Origin of the sequence: Fulvivirga sp. M361, from assembly GCF_007097395.1 — a bacterium.
GTDB lineage: Bacteria > Bacteroidota > Bacteroidia > Cytophagales > Cyclobacteriaceae > Fulvivirga.
On sequence record NZ_VKDC01000014.1, the window covers coordinates 42,732 to 69,605 of the forward strand.

The 26,874-nt window shown below is 41.5% G+C and carries 20 protein-coding genes and 1 pseudogene; 5 read left to right on the top strand and 16 right to left on the bottom strand.

Translation table 11 applies throughout. The features are described 5' to 3' along the window. Nucleotides 1-194 precede the first annotated feature (194 nt). Nucleotides 195-590 (bottom strand): hypothetical protein, encoded by a 396-nt coding sequence (locus tag FNH22_RS16160; RefSeq protein ID WP_143399450.1) that lies wholly within the window; start codon nucleotides 588-590, stop codon nucleotides 195-197. Nucleotides 591-912: 322 nt separating this feature from the next. Here FNH22_RS16160 and FNH22_RS16165 point away from each other — a divergent pair, with 322 nt between their 5' ends. Beyond that, on the top strand, nucleotides 913-1,788 hold the full coding sequence (locus FNH22_RS16165) for a HEPN domain-containing protein (RefSeq protein ID WP_143399451.1): 876 nt from the start codon (nucleotides 913-915) through the stop codon (nucleotides 1,786-1,788). Between the two features lie 214 nt (nucleotides 1,789-2,002). Beyond that, nucleotides 2,003-2,845, top strand: coding sequence for a hypothetical protein (locus FNH22_RS16170; RefSeq protein WP_143399452.1), 843 nt, complete (start codon nucleotides 2,003-2,005; stop codon nucleotides 2,843-2,845). 582 nt (nucleotides 2,846-3,427) lie between these two features. Here FNH22_RS16170 and FNH22_RS16175 read toward each other — a convergent pair. From FNH22_RS16175 to FNH22_RS16185, 3 genes are all read right to left on the bottom strand, one after another. After that, the gene (locus tag FNH22_RS16175; protein WP_185154256.1) at nucleotides 3,428-3,919 is read right to left on the bottom strand and encodes a transposase; all 492 of its coding nucleotides are present in this window, start codon (nucleotides 3,917-3,919) and stop codon (nucleotides 3,428-3,430) included. 306 nt (nucleotides 3,920-4,225) lie between these two features. Beyond that, entirely contained in the window at nucleotides 4,226-4,780 is a 555-nt protein-coding gene (locus tag FNH22_RS16180; protein WP_143399454.1) for a transposase, read from the bottom strand. Nucleotides 4,781-5,365: 585 nt separating this feature from the next. Next, entirely contained in the window at nucleotides 5,366-7,045 is a 1,680-nt protein-coding gene (locus FNH22_RS16185) for a T9SS type A sorting domain-containing protein (RefSeq protein WP_143399455.1), read from the bottom strand. Between the two features lie 223 nt (nucleotides 7,046-7,268). On the opposite strand from FNH22_RS16185, the pseudogene FNH22_RS32940 reads away from it, so the two are divergent. Then, nucleotides 7,269-7,349: pseudogene (locus FNH22_RS32940) on the top strand (hypothetical protein); the annotation flags it as partial. Between the two features lie 151 nt (nucleotides 7,350-7,500). Further along, nucleotides 7,501-8,241: a zeta toxin family protein gene (locus FNH22_RS16190; protein WP_143399456.1), complete on the top strand. Its 741-nt coding sequence runs from the start codon at nucleotides 7,501-7,503 to the stop codon at nucleotides 8,239-8,241. A gap of 369 nt (nucleotides 8,242-8,610) precedes the next feature. Here FNH22_RS16190 and ccsA read toward each other — a convergent pair whose 3' ends face one another. The 11 genes from ccsA to FNH22_RS16245 all read right to left on the bottom strand — a co-directional run bounded on the left by ccsA (nucleotide 8,611) and on the right by FNH22_RS16245 (nucleotide 25,321). After that, nucleotides 8,611-11,733, bottom strand: a complete 3,123-nt coding sequence (gene ccsA / locus FNH22_RS16195) for a cytochrome c biogenesis protein CcsA (protein ID WP_143399457.1) — start codon at nucleotides 11,731-11,733, stop codon at nucleotides 8,611-8,613. Between the two features lie 55 nt (nucleotides 11,734-11,788). After that, nucleotides 11,789-13,294, bottom strand: a complete 1,506-nt coding sequence (gene nrfA / locus FNH22_RS16200) for an ammonia-forming cytochrome c nitrite reductase (protein ID WP_143399458.1) — start codon at nucleotides 13,292-13,294, stop codon at nucleotides 11,789-11,791. Then, complete coding sequence (gene nrfH / locus FNH22_RS16205; RefSeq protein WP_143399459.1) at nucleotides 13,291-13,899, bottom strand: cytochrome c nitrite reductase small subunit; 609 nt, start codon at nucleotides 13,897-13,899, stop codon at nucleotides 13,291-13,293. The genes nrfA and nrfH overlap by 4 nt, the downstream gene beginning before the upstream one ends. Before the next feature lie 61 nt (nucleotides 13,900-13,960). Next, nucleotides 13,961-15,253 (bottom strand): alginate export family protein, encoded by a 1,293-nt coding sequence (locus FNH22_RS16210; protein WP_143399460.1) that lies wholly within the window; start codon nucleotides 15,251-15,253, stop codon nucleotides 13,961-13,963. A 403-nt stretch (nucleotides 15,254-15,656) separates the two neighbouring features. Next, nucleotides 15,657-17,243 carry an amidohydrolase family protein gene (locus FNH22_RS16215; protein ID WP_143399461.1) on the bottom strand — a complete coding sequence of 529 codons (1,587 nt, stop codon included), beginning with the start codon at nucleotides 17,241-17,243 and terminating at the stop codon, nucleotides 15,657-15,659. A 148-nt stretch (nucleotides 17,244-17,391) separates the two neighbouring features. Beyond that, complete coding sequence (locus FNH22_RS16220) at nucleotides 17,392-18,600, bottom strand: MFS transporter (protein WP_143399462.1); 1,209 nt, start codon at nucleotides 18,598-18,600, stop codon at nucleotides 17,392-17,394. 243 nt (nucleotides 18,601-18,843) lie between these two features. Further along, nucleotides 18,844-19,668, bottom strand: a complete 825-nt coding sequence (locus FNH22_RS16225) for an SDR family oxidoreductase (protein WP_143399463.1) — start codon at nucleotides 19,666-19,668, stop codon at nucleotides 18,844-18,846. Nucleotides 19,669-19,869: 201 nt separating this feature from the next. Beyond that, nucleotides 19,870-21,198, bottom strand: coding sequence for an OmpA family protein (locus tag FNH22_RS16230; protein WP_143399464.1), 1,329 nt, complete (start codon nucleotides 21,196-21,198; stop codon nucleotides 19,870-19,872). A 149-nt stretch (nucleotides 21,199-21,347) separates the two neighbouring features. Then, nucleotides 21,348-22,676 carry an OmpA family protein gene (locus tag FNH22_RS16235; protein ID WP_185154257.1) on the bottom strand — a complete coding sequence of 443 codons (1,329 nt, stop codon included), beginning with the start codon at nucleotides 22,674-22,676 and terminating at the stop codon, nucleotides 21,348-21,350. A gap of 130 nt (nucleotides 22,677-22,806) precedes the next feature. Beyond that, nucleotides 22,807-24,030, bottom strand: coding sequence for an OmpA family protein (locus FNH22_RS16240; protein WP_143399466.1), 1,224 nt, complete (start codon nucleotides 24,028-24,030; stop codon nucleotides 22,807-22,809). Nucleotide 24,031: 1 nt separating this feature from the next. Further along, nucleotides 24,032-25,321, bottom strand: coding sequence for an OmpA family protein (locus tag FNH22_RS16245; RefSeq protein ID WP_143399467.1), 1,290 nt, complete (start codon nucleotides 25,319-25,321; stop codon nucleotides 24,032-24,034). 294 nt (nucleotides 25,322-25,615) lie between these two features. Here FNH22_RS16245 and FNH22_RS16250 point away from each other — a divergent pair, with 294 nt between their 5' ends. After that, nucleotides 25,616-26,098 (top strand): hypothetical protein, encoded by a 483-nt coding sequence (locus tag FNH22_RS16250; RefSeq protein ID WP_143399468.1) that lies wholly within the window; start codon nucleotides 25,616-25,618, stop codon nucleotides 26,096-26,098. Here the strand turns inward: FNH22_RS16250 and FNH22_RS16255 are convergent, their stop codons facing one another. Continuing rightward, nucleotides 26,099-26,860, bottom strand: coding sequence for a hypothetical protein (locus tag FNH22_RS16255; RefSeq protein WP_143399469.1), 762 nt, complete (start codon nucleotides 26,858-26,860; stop codon nucleotides 26,099-26,101). Nucleotides 26,861-26,874: the final 14 nt, after the last annotated feature.

Genomic DNA, 26,874 nt, shown 5'->3' on the forward strand with positions numbered 1-26,874 from the left:
ACTGAAGCGAAAAGAAAACAGCCCAACCTCTATGTGAGCATAGGAGTTTCCTTCAAAGCCGATGGCCGGTACCCCCCTTTTTCTAATCACCGGCCTGAAACACAACGGATCATACCTTACATGGCCTGGTAAAGGAAGGTGTGAGCAGTAAACATCACGGGTCAGACACCCGTGATGGAGGCAAACGGTAAGGGCTAGTCGAAGCTATTGAGGCCGAGCTGGTCTACGGCCTGGCGGATCATAGTGACGTAATGCAGGATCTGCTTTTTACCATAGGCACCTCGCAGCTCTTCCAGCAGGGTGTCGTAGTCTTTCATGGTATGCCGCAGGTATTCTAACAGCTCCACGGTGTTCACATAATGGTCCACCTCGGTGTGGGGGGAGTTATCAAATACATTATAATAACATTCCAGCAGGGTGTCCCGCAGGTGCCCGGTAAATTGGGCATTCGGGTCATTGCTTATACCCCCTATGGAGTATTTCTTAAATAGGTTTTCATAGGTGGCCTGGCCCAGCAGGTAGATGACCAGCGCCTGGCGCTGCCCTTTGTTCAGCGCATTTAGATCGGTAGAAATCGGATGTGTTGACATAGTAGTTGGTATTTAAAAAAAAGGGGCGGTCACTGTCAACACATCCATTTGAGAAAACAGATAAGTCACGGGACTTTCACCCGCATGCACGCCCCTATGGGTTAATATGTTACTGTAATGTTGAGTATATTTTCTCCGGGTTAGTACTTACTAATTAAGATGTGTTGACAGGATCAAGCTACAAAATAAGCGTGTATTTCACCAAGCCGCAGGGCCATATTTTTCAGGCCCAACACCTACTTCCTTCATCCTTAGGGCTTTTTAAATCCACGAAATATTGACCTATATTTAGTGCCAGGAAATAATCCATTATCTTACACCCGTGAACGAAGCATTACAGAAATTACCCCTTACCAAACAGGAGGAACTACAGAACATCACCAAGCTGCTCAGCAACATGAAAAAGGTAGAAATGGTGATCCTGTTCGGCAGCTATGCCCGGGGCGAGTATGTGGAAGACACCTATGTGGAAAAAGGCATCCTTTACGAATACAAAAGCGACTATGACCTGCTCGTAGTCACCCTCCATGACGACCTGAAGTGCCACCTGAAAATAGAAACCAAGGTGAACGAGGTATTACGGGATACCGGCATCGTGAAAACACCCGTCAGCCTCATCTTCCACTCCGGCAAGCACCTGAACCAGTCCCTGATGCAGGGCAATTACTTCTTCAAGGACATTAAAAAGGAAGGCATTGTACTGTATGATACCGGCAAGGTACACTTGCAAAACCCTAAGAAGCTCACCGCGGAAGAAGCCCGGGAAAAAGCGCAGGGGTATTTTGATCAGTGGTATACTAGTGCGACTGAGTTTTTAGAAACTTTTGAGTTTGAGATGAGCAAAGAAAGGTTTCATAACGCGGCCTTCCTACTTCATCAGGTTACTGAACGCTACTACACCACCATCCTGCTAGTCTACACGGACTACCGTCCCAAAGAGCATGACCTGGAGCGGCTGGACCTGCGGGTGAAAAACTGTGACCCTCGCTTTGCGGTATTCCCCTACTCCACCGATGAAGAAAAACGGCTATTTGAGTTGCTTCGAAAGGCCTACGTAGACGCTCGCTATAAGATGGATGAGTATAGTATTTCTAAAGAGGAACTGGACTACCTGGCGGAGAAGGTGGAGCGATTGAAGGGGTTTACGGAGAGGCTTTGTCAGGAGAAGATTGAAGGGATTGGGAAGGGGGAGGTGTAGAAAAGGCGGTTGGTGAGGTGAAAATCAGGGGTGTGCTAAAACCCTGGTCAAAATGGGTTCATCAAAAGTATCCGCATTAGAAATGCTACATGCGCGACTCTGTAAGAAAATGGGAACGCATTATGCTTTGCTAAATGCGCTCCTGAAGGGATGACGTGCTATACGAGTGTTGTACTCCATAAAAAACTTAAGTGCTTAATAAAAACATATATTTATGAGATTTTACAAATTTATTCTTATCAACATATTGATGTTTAGCGTGGTTGAATCATCTGCTCAAGAATTAGAAGCGTACATAAGTGAATATCGCACTTATCAACCATGTGACCAGACTGGATTTGAATTAATAATAAACAAAAGTAATTCGAACGATTCTAAAAAGATTAAGTTGAGAACATATAGTAAACGCTTGGACATTAAGAAATTCCCGTGTTTTTCAAATAAAGGAGTTAAGAAAAAAGAAAGAATCATAAAAATGTTTGAGATTGATTCAATGCTTGTTGCTTTTTCAAATGGCAACAATCCTGACTGTAATTTTAAATCACTTTCATACATGACTTCTTCTCATATGATGAATGAAGTTTGGGTAGAAATAAGTGATTCAGTTTTCGGATTACTTGAATTTACATATACTGAACCATTTGAAGAATGGCATCTTGCCAATAAATACTTTAAACACAAAATGGAATTAAAAAAGCATTTGGAAGCAAAAAGAAAACAAGAAAGAACTGATAGTATAAGGTTAGCTTCTCATGAAAATGAAATAAAAAGAAAGGAAAAAGAAGAGCTTGAAGCAAATAAGAGAAAAGAGTTTCTTGAAAATAAATTCGGAGTTGAAAAGGCGAATAGAATTATAAAAGGTACTATTAAAATTGGTGATACTGAGGATATGGTAGAGGAAGCCTTTGGAGAACCTGATTCATATCATATAACTGATACGGGGTATAAAATGTGGCAGTATAAAAGCTGGTGGAATGTTGTTGGCGGACCTGACAAAGTTGAAATTCGAGGATATGTTTTCGAAAATGGTAAGATAACTCAAATAATGTTATTGTAAACTTCCCATGAATAAACTTTGAATTTTGTTGTCACCGCCGGTACCTATGATCAAGTGGACATGGTTGCTCATCAAGCAGTAAGCTTACATTTCCATCCCTTTGTTTTTCTGGCAAAAACGAAGGCTATCAATGAATATTTCTCTGTAGGTTCTCCTGGTAAATACATCGATCCAATAGACTACCTTCAATAGCGCAAGTGTTAAGCGCCAGCGTCACTTGTGCTTACTACTCCTCAAGTCTTCAGACTTACCCCCCCCTGGCGCGCATATAGCGATAGCGTCATGCGTGCTGATTTAGGGATAGGATTTGTAATCCGGGTGTACTTTAGAGGTAGCTTTTGGGGTATGATACCTCAATTTTACCATCAGAACCATTCAAAATAAGTTCATCAAAAATATGCGCATTACAAATGCTAAAGGCTCGATCTTAGAAGAAAATGGGAACGCATTACGCTTTGCTAAATACGCTCCGGAAGGAGATATCCGGAATATTCACCTTAGTCCATAGCTATAGAAAATAATGCCGTAAATGAAACCCGAGCGGACGCTCTATCCAGTTTGTAGGTCGTAGGAACGCTGCGCTTAACCGACGACCAGGTCAGGCAACACAATACCCGCTTTAACCGGATTGTTATGGATATAATTCAGCTTCTGGGTCATTAATTCATTCGTATCTAATTCAATAGGATGATTATGCTGTTGCCAGAACTGGTACCTTTTATTGTTGCTGTTCCTTCTGCCGGCCTGTTCGAACATCCAAAGCATCCACTCTTTTCTACTTTCTCCATAGTGTGTTTTTATCGCTTCAATGATTTTCACTGAAGTATATTTCTTAAGGTCTCTCAATAGATTTTGAATTTTGTTTTCACCATTGGTACCTATGATCAAGTGGACATGGTTACTCATTAAGCAGTAAGCATACAATTCCAACCCTTTGTTTTTCTGGCAAAAACGAAGGCTATCCATGAATATTTCTCTGTAGGTTCTCCTTGTAAATACATCGATCCAATAGACTACGGCAAAAGTCACAAAGTACAGCTTTTCCTGGTCTCTGATCTTATATTTTCTGCTCATGAGGGTAAACATTAAAAGTTACCAATGGTACGGAATGGTGGAAATGTAAGTCTGAAGACTTGTTGAAACAGGAGGGCACAAGTCTCGCCCCGCCCAGCCCCTGCCGGAAGACTTGCGCCAAAACAGGGACTACTATAAAGATAATGCGAAGGTTCTTCTACAACTCTTACCCATCGGTCATCGTAGAATAGGACACTTTACCGGCAAACGATAAGGAGGTTGCTTCACGCCACCCGCAATTCAATAGCGCAAGTGTTAAGCGCCAGCGTCACTTGTGCTTACTACTCCTCAAGTCTTCAGACTTACCTATTCAATAAACTTGACCTCCAAAAGGTATTCAGGCAATCCTGAATAATTCTTAGCACTACTGTAAAGATATTCTTCCGGAGACAACACAATACCGGCTTTAACCGGATTGTTATGGATATAATCTAACTTCTGGGTCATTAATTCATTCGTATTTAATTCAATAGGATGATTATGCTGTTGCCAGAACTGGTACCTTTTATTGTTGCTGTTCCTTCGGCCGGCCTGTTCGAACATCCAAAGCATCCACTCTTTTCTACTTTCTCCATAGTGTGTTTTTATCGCTTCAATGATTTTCACTGAAGTATATTTCTTAAGGTCTCTCAATAGATTTTGAATTTTGTTTTCACCATTGGTACCTATGATCAAGTGGACATGGTTGCTCATCAAGCAGTAAGCATACAATTCCATCCCTTTGTTTTTCTGGCAAAAACGAAGGCTATCAATGAATATATCTCCGTAGGTTCTCCTTGTAAATACATCGATCCAATAGACTACGGCAAAAGTCACAAAGTACAGCTTTTCCTGGTCTCTGATCTTATATTTTCTGCTCATGAGGGTAAAGTTTGGAAGCCTTAAAACTAACCAAAGGTCCTGAAGGGTGGAAATGTAAGTCTGAAGACTTGTTGAAACAGGAAGGCACAAGTCTCGCCCCACCCAACCCCTGCCGGAAGACTTGCGCCAAAACAGGTCTCATTCCTCTTTACGGCCTGGCACCTTTGCGGTGAAACTCTGCGTATATATAGCACCTACTATAAAGATAATGCGAAGGTTCTTCTACACCTCTCCCCCATCGGTCACTGTAGAATAGGACACTTTACCGGCAAACGATAAGGAGATTGCTTCACGCCACCCGCAAGCCTGCGCTCGGGGTTCGCAATTACGATCAGTATCTATCTTGTCATCCCTACCAAACCGGCTTAAGAATAGATATAACTTATGCTGTCGATACGTTATTGGGATGAGTTGTCAGCATCCATCTAAGCAACACATCGGGCGCTCCCGGGTAGATTAGAAAATACAGAATCCATCAAAAACTACCTGGAAATAATTACTTTGGTTAGTAGCTATAAACATTAAAACAGAAGGCACCTTGAAAGGCGCCTTCTGTCATGGGTGTATGGGAAAGTATATGCAATCTTATTCTTTGATAAATCTTCTACTCACTACCTTCCCCTCTTTTGTAGTGAATTCTATCAGATAAATACCTTTTTCCAGGCCTGAAGTTTCCAGCTCCAGGTGTTCCGCATCCACTTGATTGACATTGACGGACTGCTGTTTACTACGTTGTACATCTATTATTTTTACAGATTCCGGATCATAATTTTCGGGAACCTCTATGATCACGAAATTCTCGGAAGGATTAGGGAACATCTTTAAAACTCCTTCTGATGCTTTTTCGCTTTTACCGAATGGTGTCCCGGCAGTGGTACATATGTCTTCTTTGAATTCGAACCGGGTGTGCTTAGGCTGTATGAGCTTGTACTCATCTACAAAAACCTGTTGGGCTGATTCGGTAATACAAGGCTCATGGAATATTTCTTTCAGGAGCAATTCCTTCTCGCAACTTGTATTTGACTTTCCGGATAACGTAGTTTCGACGAGATAGGTATTCATACCGCCTGTTCCAAGGGAAAAGGTATAACCTGTGAAAGCATACAATTCATTTTTGTAAGAGGTGAGCTCCAGCCCGAAGTCGTTTTGCGCCCTTCCGTACTCACGGGCCCAACTCAGGCTCAGGTCGGTCTTTGTCTGGAACATCAGGGCATTATATGACCCGCTGGTTTTTGAATAATTGCCGCCTACTACTGTAATAGCGCTGCTGCCATCTTCGGCACGTCCGAGCACAAGAGAGGTAGCCAGTTCGTTTTCGCAGTCTGTTCCATAAGTTTTGAAACGAAGGAATGCTCCATTGGGGTCCAGGACCAGGAGAAAAGCATCGTAGGTTTTGTCCAGTCCGAAAGTGTTCGTGTACCCGGTAATGATAAAGTTCCCTTTTTCATCTTCTTTAACACATCTGCCTACATTCTGAGCATTGGCCACACCTACCTCATTAGGGTGACCTATAATCCTGTTCCATTCCATAGTAAGGTCTTCCTTGAGTTTAACCACGAAAATATCCGTACTTCCGTTCATCAGAGGATCAGGGCTGCATAGATCATTCACATTGGAGCCTGTCACAATATATCCTCCATCTCTGGTTTGTTCTATCCAGTAGCCCACCTGAGTGCCTTTTCCGCCAATAACGGTGGCCCTTATCAGGTTTCCGGCAAGATCGGTTTTCACAACATATAAGTTGCCATCAGGAAAAAAGGTGTAACTATCGGTACGACCGGTGGCTACATAGCCTTCCTCGAACTCAAACTTTTTACTGTTTTTTACATCATGGAAGATATCAAAACCTGCCCGGCCATAAATGCCTGAAAATGCCAGGGAACCGTCCCTTCTTGCACCTATGATCCATGCATCGCCTGCAGTGTCCCCGAAGCTGTTGGTATAACCGGCAGCAACGTAAGATGTTTCGCTTCCTGTAGTCAGCGTTTCTTCTACAGAAGTAAAATAATCAGTACCCTGGCCAAAATAGGTTGTTGACCAGATTTGATTTCCTACGGACGTTGTTTTGGTAAGGTAGGCATCTATACCGGAGGAAGTAAATATTCCGTTAGAATATCCGGCAATGACATACCTGGCATTGTTTTCATTAACATCCGTTAAAGACCATCCCACCTCAGATTGGGGGGTTCCATAGGAAAATTGAAATTGTGCAAAAGTTGGGCTTACTATAAGCCAGCAACAGATTAAAAGGATGAAATTTTTCATAGGGTTATTTTTTTGTTGGTTAATAAAGTCTAACAATATATATAATTAATTCTGTATTTAATACAAATAATTTAATTTATATTAACCATTCAATAATCAATTAGTTTCAATTTATTCATATGTTAAGTCATTCTGAATGAGGTAATAGGGTAGGTTTGGTTTTGAAAAGCCATGGTTCAGGGCAACGGGGTCAGAGCTTGTAACCAAATGAAAGGACTGGTGGAACAGAAAAAGAAAGCATGCATACTTAGGCTATAAAACACCTGCACAATTTGAAAATATGAACCATTTAAAATGTGCTTAACTATTTGTCCTGGTTTTTGTTGCAAGTCCAGAGTAGTGGTACGTAGATAAGAGAAATAAAAGGACAAATTTGTACGTTTACTGAATTGTTGTGGAGAACAGACGATTAAAGAAGCTGACTTGAGAAATCATATATTTGTGATGTGAAAAAAATGTACATCATAGCAGGACCAAATGGAGCAGGAAAAACAACCCTTTCCTATACTATCCTCCCTGAAATATTTGACTGCGATGAATTTGTAAATGCTGATGAAATTGCAAAAGGTATTTCTCCATTGAATCCTGAAAAAGCTCGAATCAGGGCTGGCCGGTTAATGTTGCAACGAATTAAGGAACTATTGAATCAAGAAGAATCATTCGCTTTCGAAACAACCTTATCAACAAGATCTTATCAAGGATTTGTTGAAAAAGCAAAGAAACAAGGATATGACATAACGCTACTTTTTCTTACACTCGACTCTGTTGAACTCGCAATAAACAGGGTACAAATCAGAGTTAAAGAAGGAGGACATAATATTCCCATTGAGACAATAGAAAGACGATATACTACCGGTTTAGCGAACTTTTTTAAAATTTATCAGTCAATCGTTAGCAAGTGGATTTTTGTTGATAATTCAAGTGAAAATTTTGAGTTTATTGCTGAGGGAATTGGCGATGAAATTGTAATAAGAAATGAAAACAAGTGGTCTTACTTAAATAAAAAGTATATGGAAATTAGTGAGCAATTACGAGAACTGGAAGAACAAGTAAGTTTAGGGTTAAAAGGGGCTTATAGAAAAATGGTAGAGTTCAAAAAGAGGAATAACAGTCCGTTGATTGTATCTAGAAATGGAAAAGTCACTACCATCCCTCCCGATGAAATACTCCCCACAACAAAGGCTAAAAACCATTAGACTAATGAGTTATTTAAGAATCATATCCCACTTGGCGCGCATATAGCGATAGCGTCATACGTGCTGATTTAGGAATAACATTTATAATCCGGGCTGTCCATATATGTTCAAGCAACTTATTCAGTCTATACTTTATCAAGAGACTTACTGTTAATTCATTTCAAAAATCATCTATCCGTTAGATTCGGATACGTAGATAAGAGAAATAAAAGGACAAATTTGTACGTTTACTGAATTGTTGTGCATAATCTCGCTCCCATGAAAGTATTTCTTACGATAGCAACTTTCCTACTTACCTATGAACTAATCTTTGCACAGACCGAACAGGATTACTATTCTGAACTATATAACTGTTAAAACCCAGGGCTTTTACAATTTCAAAGCTTTTTGACTTTTTGCAATATAAGAGGCCAGCGCAATAAGGAAAATGCTTCCTACGGTCCAGTATACAAACTGCGGGACCGGCACTGGGTCACCTGCAGCATAGGAATGCAGGCCGGACAAATAATAATTCACGCCGAACGAGGTCATGATAATTGAAAAGAAGGCTACTACACTGGCAAGACTAAACGTATATTCACCTCTTAGCTTGGGGATCAATCGCATGTGCAACACAATCGCATAGATAACGATCGAGATCAGGGCCCAGGTCTCTTTCGGGTCCCAGCCCCAGTAGCGCCCCCAGGATTCATTGGCCCAGACACCACCTAAAAAAGTGCCTACTGCCAGCATAAAAAGCCCTATAGTCATAGAGAGCTCATTGATATAGGTCAGTTCAGTGATAGGTTTTTTGAGATTGTCATTCCTGAAGATCATAAATATCAAACTGAGCAGGCCCAGTAAGGCGGATAAAGCAAGCGGAGCATAGCTACTTACTATTATAGCTACGTGAATTTTAAGCCAATATGATTTCAGTACCGGCACAAGGTTGGTGATTTCCGGGTTGAGCCAGTCCAGATAGGAGACAAACAGCAGCGTACCTCCAAATAAGGCAACTACAGGAAGAATGAAATCACTCTTCCTGTAGAAAATAAAACCAAAAAGGAACAATGCCCATGAAACGAGAATGATCATTTCATACCCATTACTCCATGGAGGATACCCTCCGGCATACCAGCGTAGTATCATGTTAGCTGTTTGCAATGCAAAAGCAAGGCCTGTAAGGATGACGCCCAATAAGTAGGTGTTTTTTAGCAATGGTTTATCAAAGAAAACACGTAATAAGGCTAATAAGAGCAGGTAAATACCCAGCATCCAGTAAATAGGGAATAGTTTATTGAAAACATTAAAGTTGTTGTATAACAATTCTGCCTGTATCCGGCCATCGGTCGGGATGATCTCCTTCCCCATAGTATCCTGAAACGTTTTCAGATAGAGTAACTTATCCTGGGGCTTCGCCCAATCGCCGGTCTCCTTGGCGGATTTAATGTCCTGATAGTAACTGCCTAATATATTTCTTACAAATACGGAATCCTGCTTACGGAAACCCGCGTTGATGAAATCAGTATTGAACCACTTATGATCGCGGGCACCCGGTTGGGGAAAGATCTTCAGGTAATTTCCGGAAAGGGCTTGAAACAATACATTAAACCGTTCATCGACTTTTATCACTTCATTGTCAAGCTCTGACCTTTCTGCCGGTTTCTTACGTTGTGCTGCTTCTACGTTTTCCCTCAAACGATATTCTCCATTGTCATCCAGCAAGTCCTGAAAAGAAAGCATGTCTTTATCTTCCTGGCCCAGTTGCAACAGGATCATCTTTCCCTTTTTAACATCCACCTTGATCAATGGCATATATTGCCATGACAAGGGATCATGATGGATGGATAAAAAGACCTGGTCGGAATTCAGTTTATAAGTCTCACCATCTTCTTTAAGCATGTAATGTGTTTTCCGGGTAAGCTTCCTGAGAAACTCTGAGGCCAGTGTATTGATCGGTTTTATCCTACCGTCCATGTCCTGCACCATCAGCCGGCCAAATTCGGCAGCATGGCTCTTGTCCATGTACATCTTTGTAGAAAGCACAGGTTCTTCTTCCGCCACCAGCGAATTTGCTGAAATTAAACCTGGAAAAATGACCATAGCAGAAATCAAGACGGCCGTGCCCAGCTTAAGTTGATTTAGCTTTTTGCTTACCTGGACAAACCGGGAGTTTTTACCAAACAAGGTCAGGAGCATGCCTAACCCCATCAGGATATATCCAAGGTAGGTAATTTGAGTACCCCAAAAATCTTTATTAACGGAAAGTACTGTGCCCAGTTCATCCAGGTCATAAGAGGCCTGAAAAAACCGGTAACCTTTATGATCCAGCACGTTATTCATGGAAATCCTGACCGGAAAAGTCCTTTCATCATCTTCCACCACAAGCTCACTGGCATAGGAGGAAGGGCTGGTAGAACCCGGATATCGCTCCAATTGAAAATCAGTCAACCGTAATGAAAAAGGAAGTGGAGTTAGTCTCGGCCCGTAGGAGAGTTTTACATCATAATCATTCAGGCTGGTTTCCTGCATAGGGCTAAAAACCCCATTAAGAGCTGCCAGGATAACTGTTTTCTGCGTATTTCCCTGCATAAGGTCTACAAACAACAGGTCTGCAGCATTCTGAGCCAGTTCTTTATTTTCGGTGGTTTGATAATCGAGTCTTTTCCCTTTATAGATCATATTCACCACAAAGCTCAAATGGTCTGACCGGTACAATGCCCTTGTCCTCAACGTATCTGTTACATCTTTGGTAAGCCGTCCGGATTGTTGGTTGGCCATTACAAGATAGTTGAAGTCTTCCGGTGAATGGATCAGATAACGGTCGTTTCCGCCTGTTATATTGATCCCATTGACTTTTTCATTATTGAAGGTGACTTCATGACCATTTAAAAAAACACTTCCTCCTGACTCCAGGTAAAAACTACTGCGCCCTTCACCTGTAGCAGCTACCAGCTCAATTACCTCATTTTCATCTTCGCTCTCCACCAATCCCTGTATAGCATCCGGAACAAACCTATTAATTCGGATGCGTATGGGATCATTGGTTTTTCCTGCTTCAAGGTCAATGTCAGGTTGGTTCAACCTGGTGAGATGGGTCCTTTTTTCGAACTCCCATTCCTGGTTATCCCAATGCACCTGCATTTTAACATAGCGTTCCTGCGAAATGATCTTATTGGTGCTCTGACCTTCACGGATACGAACCAACCCTTCATAACTGGAATACCGCGTAACAAAAGCACCGATAAGAACGACGATAAACGCCAGGTGAAACAGCAGAATGCTCAGTTTGTCTTTTCGTAATAACCGGTACCGGTAAATATTTCCGGCAAAGTTCAGCGCTAAAATAGCCATGAGCAACTCAAACCACCAGGCTTCATAGATAGCCTGCCTGGCCACATTGGTGCCGAAATCATTTTCCATAAAGGTCGCATAGGCCATTGCTACGGCAAAGGCTAAAAGTGCAACCAGCGTAATTTTATTGGAAAAGAGAAAGGACCAGATCTTTTTCATGTAAACGGTTTAAGTAGCTTTATAATGAAGGGCAGAAAGTTACCCGAAGTAATCTTTAGTTCAGTGAAGCACTTTTTACTCCCATTTTAGCTTCCCTGGCTTTGGCCTCTTCCAGCCATTTCGGGATGATATTTTCTTTGAAGACTTGCTTTTCGCGCTCCAGTTTTTCCATATCCAATCCTACATACTGCTGGGCTTTCGCCTTAGTGGAGATATCCGGATAAGGGACTTCTCCGTCAAAACCAAGCTCATTAAGTAGTCTTACCAGCTTTATTCTGGCTTCCTGGGCCGCGTTGGTAGCAGTAGTTACAATCCTGCTTACTTCTACGGGTGAGTGGAAAGACCCTCCATGAGAGGCCACGGAATAATCCCAACGCCATTGGGCGTGACGGATATCAGTCAATATAGGCTTCATCTGTTCTTCTGTAGCTCCAAGGTCCCAGGCTTTTTTGGCCTCGACATGTGCCCTTACGAGAAGTTTTTCCAGTACAGCCTGTGTCTTCTTTATTTTGGATTGTCTTTCAAAGACGTCGCTCATCAGATCATCCTTCTCCTGTCGGTGACATACCTGGCAAGAGTTAGCCACATTGGCTAACGGGGAGCGAATGTGGTGGTCTGTAAATTTCTGCCCTCCCTCAGTTTTATAAGGCATGTGACAGTCTGCACAAGAAACCCCTCTTTTAGCATGTACACCGGTGAGGTAAATCTCATATCCGGGGTGCTGTGCTTTTAACATAGGAGCCTTACTTATGGCATGTTTCCAGTCGGCAAACTCTATGTTATCATAATAAGCCTCTACTTCATCCACACTCATCCCGTCTTTCCAGGGAAAGGTGAGATAAGGTACGCCTTCTTTTCCAGGTGTGTTTTTGTTAAAATAATACTCCACATGGCACTGCGCGCATACTAATGAGCGCATCTCCTGGTGAGTAGCATCGTTTATATCTTTACCCATGGCCTGAAAAGCTTCGATCAATGCCGGTCGTGAGATCTGCAGTGACATCGTCTCAGGGTTGTGACAATCAGCGCAACCAATCGCATTCACTACTTCAGAGCCTTTATCGCCCCATTTACCTGAATAGAATTCTGCGATACCCATCTGGTTCATAAGACGAGGCACATCCGGCCCTTTACATGTCCAACATGTATTAGGCATAGGGCCCGTACCTGGGCCTGTCGGACCACCTGTACGCAGTGAATTTCTAAGATCCTCTATGGCATAAGCATGTCCTCTTGGTTGATTATAATCCTTAGCGAAACCATAGCCCCCCCAAAGTACCACCCAATGCGGGTTTTCTTCCAGCACGTCACGGAGTTTAGAACTGTTTGCATAGCTGACAAATGACGTGTCTTTCGTCCGCATAGCGGACTGGTATTGACGAGGAAAATTTTCTCCCCATACTTCATTTCTTGGTTCATTTTCACTTATCTCCACTTGTGGCTGATAGGCGAATTGACTTTCTGTTTTTCTACTGATGATACTGTTGGCCAGAATGCTTAGCAATAAGACAATAGCCACGGTTGATACGAATAATAGCCAGTTTTTAGTTTTACTTTTCATGGTTTGTTCTTTTTCATGTCTGTGGCTTCCTGTAGCCATTCGGGAATAAAAAGTTTCTGCTGCTCCTTTAATGGTAGCTGCTCAAGGTAAAAACCTACCGCGGAAAGGCTTTTAACCCTTCCATGAGGAGTCTCTCTATGGCACTCCCAACAGGTCCTGTCCAGTCGGTCATTGGAATGTGAATCCACCCAGGAGATCGTTTTAGCATCGGTCACCTGATCAAAATGACACCGGATACAATTGCTTTGAACCGCTTTTCTGCCTGCTTCGTGCATTACAATAGCTTGCGGCTCAGTTCTGAGTGTATAAATTGTAGCATGGTAAAGCCCATCTTTTGCTTTAAATGCGTATTGTTTGAATACATTATCATGAGGAACATGGCAATCGTTACAAGTGGCCACTTCCCGATGAGAGCTATGATTCCATGTTATATATTCGGTAGTCATAACATGGCAATTGATACAAGCTCTCGGATCATCTGTCAAATAGGATGTTACGTTGGCCACTTTCGCAATGTAAATCATTAATGCTACCATGGCTCCAAGTAATACTATCACAATGGGTTGCCAGGATTTAGGAGGGATAAACTTTTGAAAAAAGGCCATAGTGTAGTTTTGACGTTTTCTAACGAATTATAAAATACATACTATCAAGATACGGTTACTCTCATTTATCCCCGATAAAAACGGTTGGATTGAAATTGATCATGAACCACACCCAATTATTAAGAGCTTTATGATCTCCCGGTGTTTGCTTCACCAGTTCCATAGACTCTCCCGCAAACATCTGGGAATACCCCAGATTTAGTTTCACATTTTTGTCTAGTGTTAAATTATATACCAAATCAACTTCTGTTCCCAGGTACTTCCCTTCAGCCTGCGTCGCATCATTCGGATCATGCAAATCTACCGGGCTGCTGAATACATGGGTATTCGCTACCAACGAGCTCTTCTGACCAGTTTTAAACCTGGTCTTAAAATGTATATCAAGTAGTCCGGTTACCCTGTTTTCCTGGCCATGAAAACTTCCTACATAGAAATAATCCATATAGCCGTAGAACTTATGGTTCGTTCCATAAAGCGGGTTGAAAGATTTATCTTTAGTATCTTCCCTGGAAGTTCCTGATACATAATCAAACCCCAGGGTAAGCGGAGTAGCGCCTGCTTTAACCGTGGCATAAGCAGATAACAAGAAGGCACTGACATCTGTGCCCAGGCCATTCTCACCGCCCTGATAGTAAAACTCACCTCCCACTTTCAATCCGCCAACAGTGCCTGAGCCTAATACCCCATAGGTCTGCCGCATACTTACTGTAGAATCTGCTTGAACCTGCCGTCCGTCGTTATGGATAAGAGCTGAAAATTTAGCGTTGGCGAATTCTTTGTGCAACCAAATAAATTGCATGGTTTTGTAGTTGTTGACACCTGTGTAAAACGTTTCGGAAAGTTTGGCTGGCTCAAACCCGGTTTGATTAAAAGCACCCCCAATATCCAACTGAAAACTGCTGCTGTCATTTTTGAACTTAACGAGAAAAGCATCATGGCTCCTTCCCTGGGCGGCCCAGTCCAGGTCTCCAAGAAACCTTGCATTATCATAGTCCAGGTCCATCCGGCCTATCTTAAATGACCAGTTGGGATTATAGTTATAAAGCCCCCACGCTTCATAGACATTCGTCATGGTGGGGTCATTCTTATAAATCTGATTAGTAGAACCCCAGATACGTACATCTTGTAAGTTTACCTTAACCTGGAAAGAACTGACCTTGTAACTGGCAAACAAGCGGCTTCGTTGCTCAACGAAAAAAGCAGCATCACGATTATCTTCGGTAAGGGTTTTAAAGCCATTTCTAAATTCGGCCCTTGGACGAACCTGCGTACCCAACGTTAACTGGCCATACACAAAATGACTGGACAGGAAGAGGGCTATTGTAGCTGAGTATATTAGTAGTTTTGGATTCATGTGTACAGGTTAATGGTAACAAAAAATCACAAATAAACTATGTGTTTATTTGAAAGTAATTGAAAATCAATTACTTAAATCATTTGTAGCTAATACAACTATCCACGAACATAATTGCTGAAAGCTCTATCAGAACTGATTTTTGATTCCTTTAAATATGAGGTTTGTCATAATGAAGGTATAGAGCGAGATAAGGCTGTTAATCATGATAGTAATACACTCAAAATAGTGAGTAAATTATTTCCGGCCCTTAAAAAACTCACCTCAATCGCACTCCACCTATTTGACACATAATACTCAACGTGCGATGTCTGATCAGACAGACGGTTACATATTCATCCAAAAATTTAAAGCAACAGAGTACACCGGGGAAGGTGTTATACCTATAGGTTAGTGGCCGACTTCACTTGTTCATTCCGGGCTGAACAATCTCATATCCTGTCTCGGCTTTTTCCTTTGCGACCATTTCCTTTACGTCTTTCAATAACTTCTTAGCATCGTAGATCACACCATCCTTAATGGTATATTTTACTCCCCCTACGCGCACCACTTCGTTTTCTTCAGTAAGTTTAATGGCCCCTGTTCCGTACAATGATTTTAGGTTCTGCAAAGGATTTTCTTCCACAATGGCAAAATCAGCCAGCTTTCCTACTTCTATGGTACCGATCTGATCGTCCATGCCTAATGCTTCTGCTCCGTTAAGTGTAGCTGATTTAATAACTTCCAGAGGATGGAATCCGGCTTCACGTAATAGCTCCAGTTCCCGGATGTAGGCAAAACCATAAAGTTGGAAGATAAACCCCGAGTCTGATCCCGCAGTTACCCGGCCTCCACGGTTCTTATATTCATTGATAAAGGTCATCCATAGACGGTAGTTCTCTTTCCAATCCACTTCCTGCTCCGTGCCCCAATAATGCCAGTAAGAGCCATGTGATATTTTACTGGGTTGGTAAAACTCCCATAAGCTGGGCATAGTATAATCTTCATGCCATTCCGCTCTTCTGGCACGCATCAGGTCGCGGCTGGCTTCATAGATATTGAACGTAGGGTCAAGTGTAAAATCCAGTTCCAGCAGTTCATCCATTACCGTATTCCAATGGTCAGAAAAAGGTGGTGCGGCTTGTTTCCAAAGCCTTCCCGCCTCTCCAAAGCGGTCTTGTTCATTGTTATAGTTATAATCCAAAGGGTAATGTTGCACCACCCGGTCTGTAAAAAGCGCTTCCGGAAGTCCGTACCAATGCTCCATGGAAGTAAGACCGGCCCGGGCTGAGTTCAGTACATTCCAGCGTACAACATCCATCTGTGCATGATGGCACGCTGAACGTAGCCCTAACTTCTTATTCTCATCCAACGCTGCAGCCATAATATCAGGTGCTGCACCAAAAAATTTGATACCATCAGCACCCTTTTTGGCATTATTCCTGACCCATTCACGTGCCATTTCAGGTGAACTAATGGTTTCTGTGCTGCCTTGACCAAAGGCAGTATAAGCTAACAACCGTGGTGCTGTTATCTTATTTTTAGCACTCTTTTGTTTTTGGTCTAACACCCACTCCAGGCCATTTCCTGCCGAAGGGTCACGAACGGTAGTAATGCCATGGGCCATCCATAACTTAAAGACATATTCAGCATCTACTCCCTGGGCAGTACCACCAATGTGACCATGCATATCTATTAATCCTGGTAACAGGTACATACCGGAAGCGTCGAGCTCTTTACCTCCTGAAATGAGTTCAGGCCTGCGATCAGGATCTATAGTTACCCCCGGGTAGCCCACCACTTTTACCTCCACTATCTTATCGTTTTCAACTACCACGTCAACAGGGCCTATCGGTGGTGCACCATCTCCTTTGATCACTGTTACACCACGGATAATAAGTTGTGGCCAGGGACCCTCACCTTCTTTTACTTCCGGGGCTTTTTCTATCTGTGCAAAAGAAGTTATGGCCAGTAACTGTACCAGTAAAAGGATGTAAAAGCTGAATTTCATAGTATATAAGGTTTTTTGGCAAGTTGAACCTGGACTAAGCCATAGAAATTTATTACGATCTATAACTGACTATAAATAGTCCAGGTTGAATATAAGCATGCCATAGCATCAAAAAAACAGAGATGTGATGAATGGCCCCGATAATTGCTTACAGCAGCTTGCCTTTCACCAGCCAAAAGAGTAAACCTGACAGGAGTGCTCCCCCCGTGAAAAGGTACATAACCACGGCGTAGCCATAGTTATCGGACAGTTGCATACCAAGATTATGCCCTACCAAATGTGCCATTGAAAAAGCAATCTGAAAGTAAGCCATGTACATACCTGTGCTACCTCGGGAGCCACGTTCCATTGCCACAGTGTTGGCAAAAGGGAAGCAGAGCATTTCCGCTATGGTAGCTAATATGAGGCCTATCACCAAATACCCACCCCAACCGGAAAAGTTTACTATCAAAAACCCAAAACCTAATAATACTGCTGAAAAAAATAAGATCATGAAACGTGAAAAACGTTCCCGGTGATCCAGGGCATAGATCAAAGGCATCTCAAAAATAAAGATAAGTAACCCCGATAATGCCATTAACAGTCCTATTTCGCCCTCCGTTAATCCGCGGTCTTGTTTATAGAAAACAGGCATCAACGAAAAGTATTGAAAGAACATGGTAGCAAATACAAAAAGAGCTGTCAGAAAAATAAGATAGTCATAGTCTTTATAGGGGGCTAACTGCTTAGTTGTTTCTTCTTTGACTGCCTTAACGGGTTGACTTTTTGGGTTTAAAAGCATGGTGATCAGCAAGCCAGCTATCACACAGGTGATGCCATCTACCCAAAATAGTAAGTTGTAACCTATGGTGGAGATGATCAAACCTCCCAGTGCCGGGCCTACCGAAAACCCAAGGTTAATCGCCAGCCTTATAAGTGTCACAGCCCTGGTCCGGTTACCGGGTTTACTATACGCAGTAATGGCAACGTAGACTGCAGGCCTAAAAGCATCACTTGTAAGCATAAAGAAAAAAACACCGGCTATTATACCCCAATAACTTTCTATGAAACTGAGTAACACCAGCAGGACCCCTGATGAAACAAGGCTCCATACCATGATCTTATAAAAACCTACACGGTCACTAAGTTGACCTCCGATCCAGGCCCCGGCAATAGAACCTGCACCAAAACTGGTCATTACCCAGCCTACATCTTCTAATGAAAAACCACGGTCTGAGGTCAGGTATAAAGAAAGAAATGGGATCACCATAGCGCCAGCCCTGTTGATAAGAGTAACGAGCGAAAGCCACCATATTTCTGTTGAAAAGCCAGTGAAGGACTTTTGATAATAAGACCATGAACGATGGATAACAGACATAAGTTATTTTAACCCGGGTCATACATTGACATTCTACTCCAAGCCCAAATTACTTCAATATCAAGCATTTTGAACTTTCATAACGAACCTTATTCCATGATCCGGGTTGAACAGAAGTATCAGGAAGTAAATAATGACGACAATGCGGAGGTGAAAATTGAGAAAACACATTTGTACTACTCACGTTATGACGGCACTTATGTTTCGTTAAATGACGTACTAGTATCTAATACTGCCGAGGTATTATTTCCTTGCTTTCTCCGCCACCATCCGGACAGCAGCAAAAAACCAGCTATTTGGCAGTATACGTCGCATAAATAATAAAGCCGGTGCGCCACCTCCAACGGCATACCGCAATCTCCACCCCCTGTCTGTGGCGGCCTTAAAGATTTTTTTGGCTACAACTTCAGGACCGGCAGCTGTGTTGCCTATATCCTGTATATTGTTAAAGGTCTTATCCACATACTGATCATACGCGGTAAGTTCGTCTCTATGTACTACGTCCATAGATCGTTGGTAAAAATCAGTTTTAATAGCCCCCGGTTCTATAATTCTCACTTTGATGCCAAATGGTTTAATCTCATAATGTAACGATTCAGAAAAGCCCTCTACGGCCCACTTTGTTCCATGATACAGGCTATAAAGTGGAAAAGTAATACGCCCGCCTACGGAAGCAATATTAATGATGGTACCAGCTTTTTTTGCTCTGAAATAAGGTAGTATACCCCGACAGACATTCATCACTCCAAATACATTCGTATCAAATTGTTTTTTAACCTGATCATGCGTAGAAGCCTCGAAAGGGCCTACCAGTCCATAACCAGCATTATTTACAATGACATCAATACTTCCAAAATGTTGGATAGTACCTTCAATCGCTTTATGAATTGAATTTTCATCCAATACGTCCAATGGAAAAAGTCTGACACCGTCTAATTTTTCCAATTCATTTTCTTTATCCGGTTGACGCATAGTAGCGGACACATTCCAACCTCTTAACTGAAAGTACATGGCAACAGCACGACCAATGCCTGACGAAGACCCGGTAATCAGTATCGTTTTACTCATACTATGAATTTTTCGAAGCGACGTAACGCCGCAAAATATAATACCATCCAGGCAGAAGAACGATTTTGCTTTCAACGTATTCCCCTGTTAAAGTTATTACGCCGAATACATAATTCGTTAGCATAGACGCTTAATGAAACGAGGTTTTGTATCATTAACGGTCATTGGCACAGGAAGCCTCATTGACCGGAAGAAATCAGGCTATTCACATAATATCTCTATCTCTACCCTGACGTTTTCATCCGCTTTAGTACTGAGTTTGTCATAGATCATTCTCTTACCCCCCCAGGCTTTTACCACCATCCTGTTTTCCTGGATACCATTTTCCATCAAAAATGCTTTAATAAGTTCAGCACGTTGCTTTGAAAGCTCTTTGGCGCTGCCATACCCCTCTTGATTTTTATCAGATAAGGCGAAATATTCTTTTGCCTCATCCTTACTGATGATCTTGCCGGACTGCTTACCATTCACATGACCGTGGATTCGTATGCATAAATTGGGATTCTCCTGTAGCATCTCTAGTAAGCTGTTCATTTCATACTTTGATTCTGGCCTCATTAAGGCTGCGTCCTTAAAAAAGGAGACGTTATACATCACAACAATATCTCCAACATGATAGCGAACGAGTTCCATGTTAATTTTGTATTCACCTTCGGAATAGTCAACAAAACCTGATGTATCCTTCAACGGATCGAGGTAATTTATCTCTTGCTGCTGCTTTCGGAAACCAAAAATATTGCACACCAGGGAAATCTTTCCAGTACCATTATCGGGATCTTTAAGTGTTACCAGCTCTCCACTATTGACAGAATTCATGAATTTTGCACGCTCAGTGTCTATGATCTCTACAGGCCCTTCCACTGGCTTGTCATTTCTTGCATTGACCAAGTTTATAATAACCTTGACACCGGACAAGTCTTTTAACCCTTCCTCTTCTTCAGCTATTTTTTCTTCAGGCATGTTTTCATCCGTTGTTCCCTCACCTGGAACAGGGTTCTGTTGAGGCATTTGAGCGGAAGACCCTTCTTCAGTCTCCTGCAAACGTTGACCCGGTTGTACTTTCTCTACCTCACTCTGTTCAGCCTCAGGTTCCTTCTTTTCATTTTTTCCATCCGGGCTAACGGTTGGATCAGTCTTTGAGCCTGGTTCGGCAACCTGGCCTTCGGCATTTTGAAGTCCGGAAATATTTTGGTCATTTTTACAAACAAATACCCATGCATCACCAAACTGTTCATTCTTGCGTGTCTGCCGCATTTTATCAACAGCGGTATCAAAGTCATCCAAAAAATCTAAAAAAACAAAATAGAGTCCCTTTTTTGAATTGAATCCATAGCTCGCAGATAATCCGCTCTCACTCACCTTTTGAGCATATCGAATGGCATAGCTTTCTTGACTTTGAGCGTAAGCACCTATTACTACATAGTATCCTGTTGCCATTTCTTTATCTGATTGATAATAACCATGTGTGGAAAAGGCAATCATGTGAGTGCAGAATATATAAAGACTTAAAGTGAGTATAATTTTTTTCATGATCTATTTGACAGGATTACTCCCTAATATATTGAATATTAAGGATGTGAAGCGCAGAAATTTCACTTAATAGTGGAAATTAAACGTCAGGTGTAAGAAAAGGGTCTCCGTTTATCTCCGTTAATCAGAATAACAAGACTACTTCCTGCTTATTCTTCCAGGATCTCTATTTCTACCCTTACATTTCTTTTAGCGCTGGCGCTGTGCTTATCGTGAAGCATACGCTTACCCCCCCACGCTTTGATCTCCATCCGGGATGCCTCGATCCCCTGATCATCAAGATAATCTCTGATAATCTCGGCCCTTTGCCTGGAAAGCTCTTTAGCACTTCCAAAACCTTCGCGATTTGACTCATCCAGGGCAAAAAAGTTGGAACTCTCTCCTCGTGAAATAATTTTCCCAGGGTGCCTGCCATTTACATGTCCATGTATTCTGATACGGTAATCCTCATTTTCATCCAGCATGGCCTGGAGGTTTCCGATCTCATATTTTGACTCCGGCCTCATAAGCGCTGCATCTTTGTAAAAGTATACATTGTACATGGTCACAACATCCCCTGCATGGTACCTGGGTAATTCAAAGTTTACAACATAAATATCTGCAAGAATATCAATGTCTTCTTCATCCATATGCAATGAAGGGTCATAATAGTTAATGTCCTTCTGGACTTTTCGATAGCCAAATACATCACAGATCAATGTGAGTTTGCCGGTACCATTTTTAGGGTCTGACAATTTGATATAGTCACCTCCCGGCACCACCTTGATCAGCTTAGACCGCTCCGCGTCAATGACCTGTATCTCGCCTGTTACGTCATTTTTAGTTTGTGCATTATAAAGGTTAAAAAAAACCGTGGCGTCCGCCAAAGTAGTGAGTTTAAAATCTTCTATTGCCCCTTCAACCTCAGCAGGCGTTACTTCATTTTGCGCTGTCTCTCCCGGTGAATTACCTTCTTTCATCGGAAGCATCTCCGTGGAAACTTGCTCTTCTTTCGTCTTTGACTCTTCTACACTCTTTTCTATCGCTACCTCTTCGGCTATTACTACTTTTTCAGATGTTACACTTTCAGAAGTACTGACAATTTCTTTATCTGGTTCATCCACAGACGGAGCAGGTATTTCTTCGGGTACGTCTAATGACACATAGACCCACGCCTCATCAAACTCATTAATACCCCGAACTTCACGCATCTTGTTAATGGAGGCACGGTAGTTTTCCGTATAGAATAAATAGACAAAAAAATAGTTTCTTTTCTGACTGAATCCGTAATGAGCTTCATAGCCCTTTTGACGAATTTGATCTGCATAGCGTTTGGCGTAATACTCTTTTGTTTTGGCATATGCACCAATCACCACGTAATAACCTGTAGTAAGAAAAGGGTCATTATCTGGCTTATTTATTAAATGCGCACTATTAAATCCACTAAAAGCAAAAAATAGAACAATAAGTGATATGGAAATTTTTTTATGTGTCATCATGCTTCGCTTCATTGTTTCTCACCAAAAATCAATGCACAATAAATGAAATATATCTTTAAGTTCCACTTAATATTTAGATCTAATTGATCAAACCTTTATCATAAAGTTACCGACATGAAAGAATAAATTACTACTCTTCTAAGATCTCAATTTCCACGCGCACATTTTTATCCGCCTGGCTGCTGTGCTTATCATAAAGCATTTTCTTGCCGCCCCAACCCTGAATTTCCATTCGCTCTTCGGCAATACCCTGATCGATCAACCAGTGCTGGATAGTATATGCCCGATAAAGAGATAGCTTTTTGGCGCTTGCTGTAGCCTTTTTATGGGTACCATTTAACGAGAAGAAATTTTTATCATCAATATCCAAATGCATCACTTCGCCATGTGAATTTCCGTTAGTATGCCCATGGATTCTGATTTTCATGGTGGGATTGTCTTTCATCATGTTAAGCAGCTGATTGAGCTGATAAATAGATTCTTCTTTCATGATGGCTGCATCAATAAAAAAGTAAACGCGCCATAATGTAGCAAAATCACCTTTTGAATATTTTATCAGGTTGAAATTAACGATAGTACTATCACCATTCTGAACAACATTACCTTCACTCTCCTCCCCTAATTCATCCAGATCTATGGTAATTTCAGTGTTTTTAAATCCAAATATTTTAGTGATCAATGTTACCCTGTTAGTACCGTTATTGGGCTTTTTGACACCTATACTTTCATGTGCTTTATAAGTAGTTATCAGCTTATTTCTTTCTGCATCGATAAATTCAATATCACCATTAATAGGTTGAGAATTGCTGGCGTTGACTGTATTCAGATAAAACGGCATCACACCTTCTTCCATTGCCCTGGGTGTAGGTTTGGGCTTCTCTACTACCTGCTCTTTCATTATTTCTTCCCGGCTCTCCTCGATAGATGCACCGCCGCCGTTATCCACATTTTCAGCAACTGCCAGTTTAGGAGGACTGACAAATTCAATAAAATCAGCAGATGCCATGTGTGAAGAGTTAAAGTTGCCATTGTAAAGCCAGGCATCGGACAACTTATTATATTTCTCTCGTATTCGGAAAACTTCGCTTCGTGTCTCCTCAGGATCTTTTGATTTGAAGGAGAAAACGTAATAAAGATTGTTGAAGTCGTTTTTCTTGATATCAGTATTAAGCCCTTCGCTTTTGTGGTAAGCGGCAAATGACCTGGCATTTTCTTCAAATTCAAAAGCGCCTATCACCAGATAGCTATAATAATCCTTCAATGATTGCGCCTGAATGCCACTGATGAATCCTGAATTCAGTGTTATGCAAACAATGGCAAGGGTCTTTTTTAGGCAAGAAATAAAGGTTTTCATCTCAATCTGCGGTTATTTCTATTTCCACTCTTACGTTCCTGTCAGCTTGATTATGGTGCTTATCATACAACATCTGTTTTCCTCCCCATCCCTTTATTTCCATTCTTTCTCGTGCTATTCCCTGGTCTATTAACCAATGTTGTATTGTATAAGCCCTGAATAACGACAATTTTTTTGCACTTCCGAAATCCTCCTTGTGTTTTCCATTCAGGCTGAAAAAGTTTTTGTCCTCCTCATCCAGATGTAAGATCTTTCCTGTTGATTTACCATTGGTATGGCCGTGTATGCGAACTTTAAACTTTTCATTTTCATTGAGCATATCCAATAAACTATTCAGTTCGTAAACTGATTCAGGTTTCATAATGGCAGCATCTCTGAAGAAATAAACATTATACATTACAATTACATCGCCTTTTCTGTAACGTTCCAATTCAAAATCCACCACAATTGAATCCCCGTGGACATTTATATAGGAAGACGTGGAATCATTCACCGGATTACCGAGATCTACGATATGCTGAACTTCCTTAAAGCCAAAAATATCTGAAGACACTTTAACGGTATTCGTTCCATTGTTAGGTTCGCGAATCTCCACTATTTCATGTGACTGGGCTGTCAAAAGTTCCTTTGCTCTGACAGGGTCTATCACTTTCACTCTGCCTTTTACTTCCTTGTAATTTTTAGCGTTCAGCACATTAAAATAAAAATAATGTGTCCCTTCTTTTTTAACCAATGGTTTTACAGGTCCTGATACCCTTTCGGTAATGTCCTGACTTGATATATTAGAAGGAGAGGTTGTATTTCCCACTTCGTTATCCCTATACCCAGATGGTTTGACCGAACCAGGCCCTTGCCCTGAAACTCTAATGTTCCCTGGGTTTTCGGGCTTCCTTTCCGGCACGTTATCTATTTCATTACTTGGGGCCTTCTGCTGTCCCAATCGGTCGAATGTTCCCTGATAGATCCAGACATCTTTGAATTCGGGATATAAACTACGTATTCTGGCTACCTCTTCCAGGGCATCATCTTTTTGAGAGGAGGTGTAGACGTAGACATAAAATAGTTGCCTGGAAGGGTTAAGCTTATAGCTGGCGTGAAACTCCTTTTGCTCAAGAAAAGAGGTAAACCGCTGCGCATTCTTTTGGTAGCTAAACGCTCCCATAACGACATAATTTTTTGATTCCCAAGGCCCAGAATCCATGGCAATAGACTGACACACAGCGCCTAACGACACCATTATAATAAAGCAGGATAGTAATGCCCACCTCCGGATCACAGTAAGAGGTATCATAACTACAGAGGTTAAAAAATAATATTCTAAAAGTTTAAAAAATACTAAAAGCCTGAAGACCTTTAGTTTGAATTAAGGAAAGGTAGTTAACTTATTATAATTCAGCAAATTATTATACTAAAAATATAACAGACTCAACGGCAAACAGAAGATTGATTCTTCAATAAGTTACAGGTTTTATAGCTTTTATTTCAAACGCATGAATATGGATTAAGGGGCAGTACTACGATGATCAAAGTCATTTGTTGATGCTCATTTTTCTATCTAAATTTGGTCAAATCACAAAAGACAGAAATGAAAAAAGCACCTATAGTTCACTTGTCAATTTTATCTGGCTTTCTATTTGTTTTATCCGCTTGCGGCAATTCAACTTCTGACACCACTTCCAATGGATCAGGAGGGGAAATTAACGATCAAAACAAGACAGAAGAAGTAGCCCTCTATGATAAGGTCATAGAAATACACGATGAGGTTATGCCTAAAATGGATAACATAATGAATGCTAAGGGGAAACTACAGGAGAAACTAGATTCATTAAAAGAACATGACATAGAGGGGGAAATGGTTGAAAAAATCACAGAGGCGCTGGGAGCATTAAGTGAAGCAGATGAAGCCATGATGGGTTGGATGCGCAATTTCCATCCAAAAGACAGTACATCAGACCATCAGACCATCATGGCGTATTATGAAGAGCAAAAAGTGCTCATCTCTAAAGTGAAAGATCAAATGAATAATTCTCTGGAAGAAGCAGAAGAATTATTGAAAAGGAACAAATAGTTAATTTGTTCCTTTCTTCCGCAAAAAGATATCCCCATGCTTGGAAACGAGGATTAGTGAGGACGGTCCATCGTTTTTATCTGATTTCACGACCATCCATTTATTAGGAGGTGTTATTTTTCCTTCATCGCTTTTCAGTACATAAGGAAGGTTAGAATAGATCTGACCATATTTAGTTTTTGCCTCAATCTGCCGAATATCATTTGGCAATGTGATATCAATACCTCCATGTTTGGCGTGAGCTTCCAGGGAAGCTCCGGGATTTACGATCTCAAGCAAACCATGCCTGGCATTCACTTCTAAAAATTTGTTTTCCGGCACCCACACTTGTAATTCTATTTCCTTGATAACACCAATAGACATGTATTGATAACTTTTTCCGCCAAGGTCTCTCATAAATTGACGTACAGCCGGATCATTACGGTCATCTGTATTGAAATAATGCGTAGTACCTCCGGCTTTTATAGAAATACGGTTGGGAATTTCGTCGATGTTCTCAATTTCCGAATCCACATAAAGTATTCCCTCTTTCTGAGATGATCGTAACTTGAATGCCTGATCATTTTCACCATTATTGATCAGAACACTACCTGAGATCTTCACAGTGCTGCCATTCCATCTACTGATTTTTATAAGTTCCGGCCAATGAAAATCCAGCTTTATCTTATCAACGGAAGTAGCGTCAAACGACTGTTCAATCCTGGTTTGACCATACAATAAACTTACAGGACCAAGAAACAATACAAAGAAAATACTCTTCATTTCTGTAGGGTTTA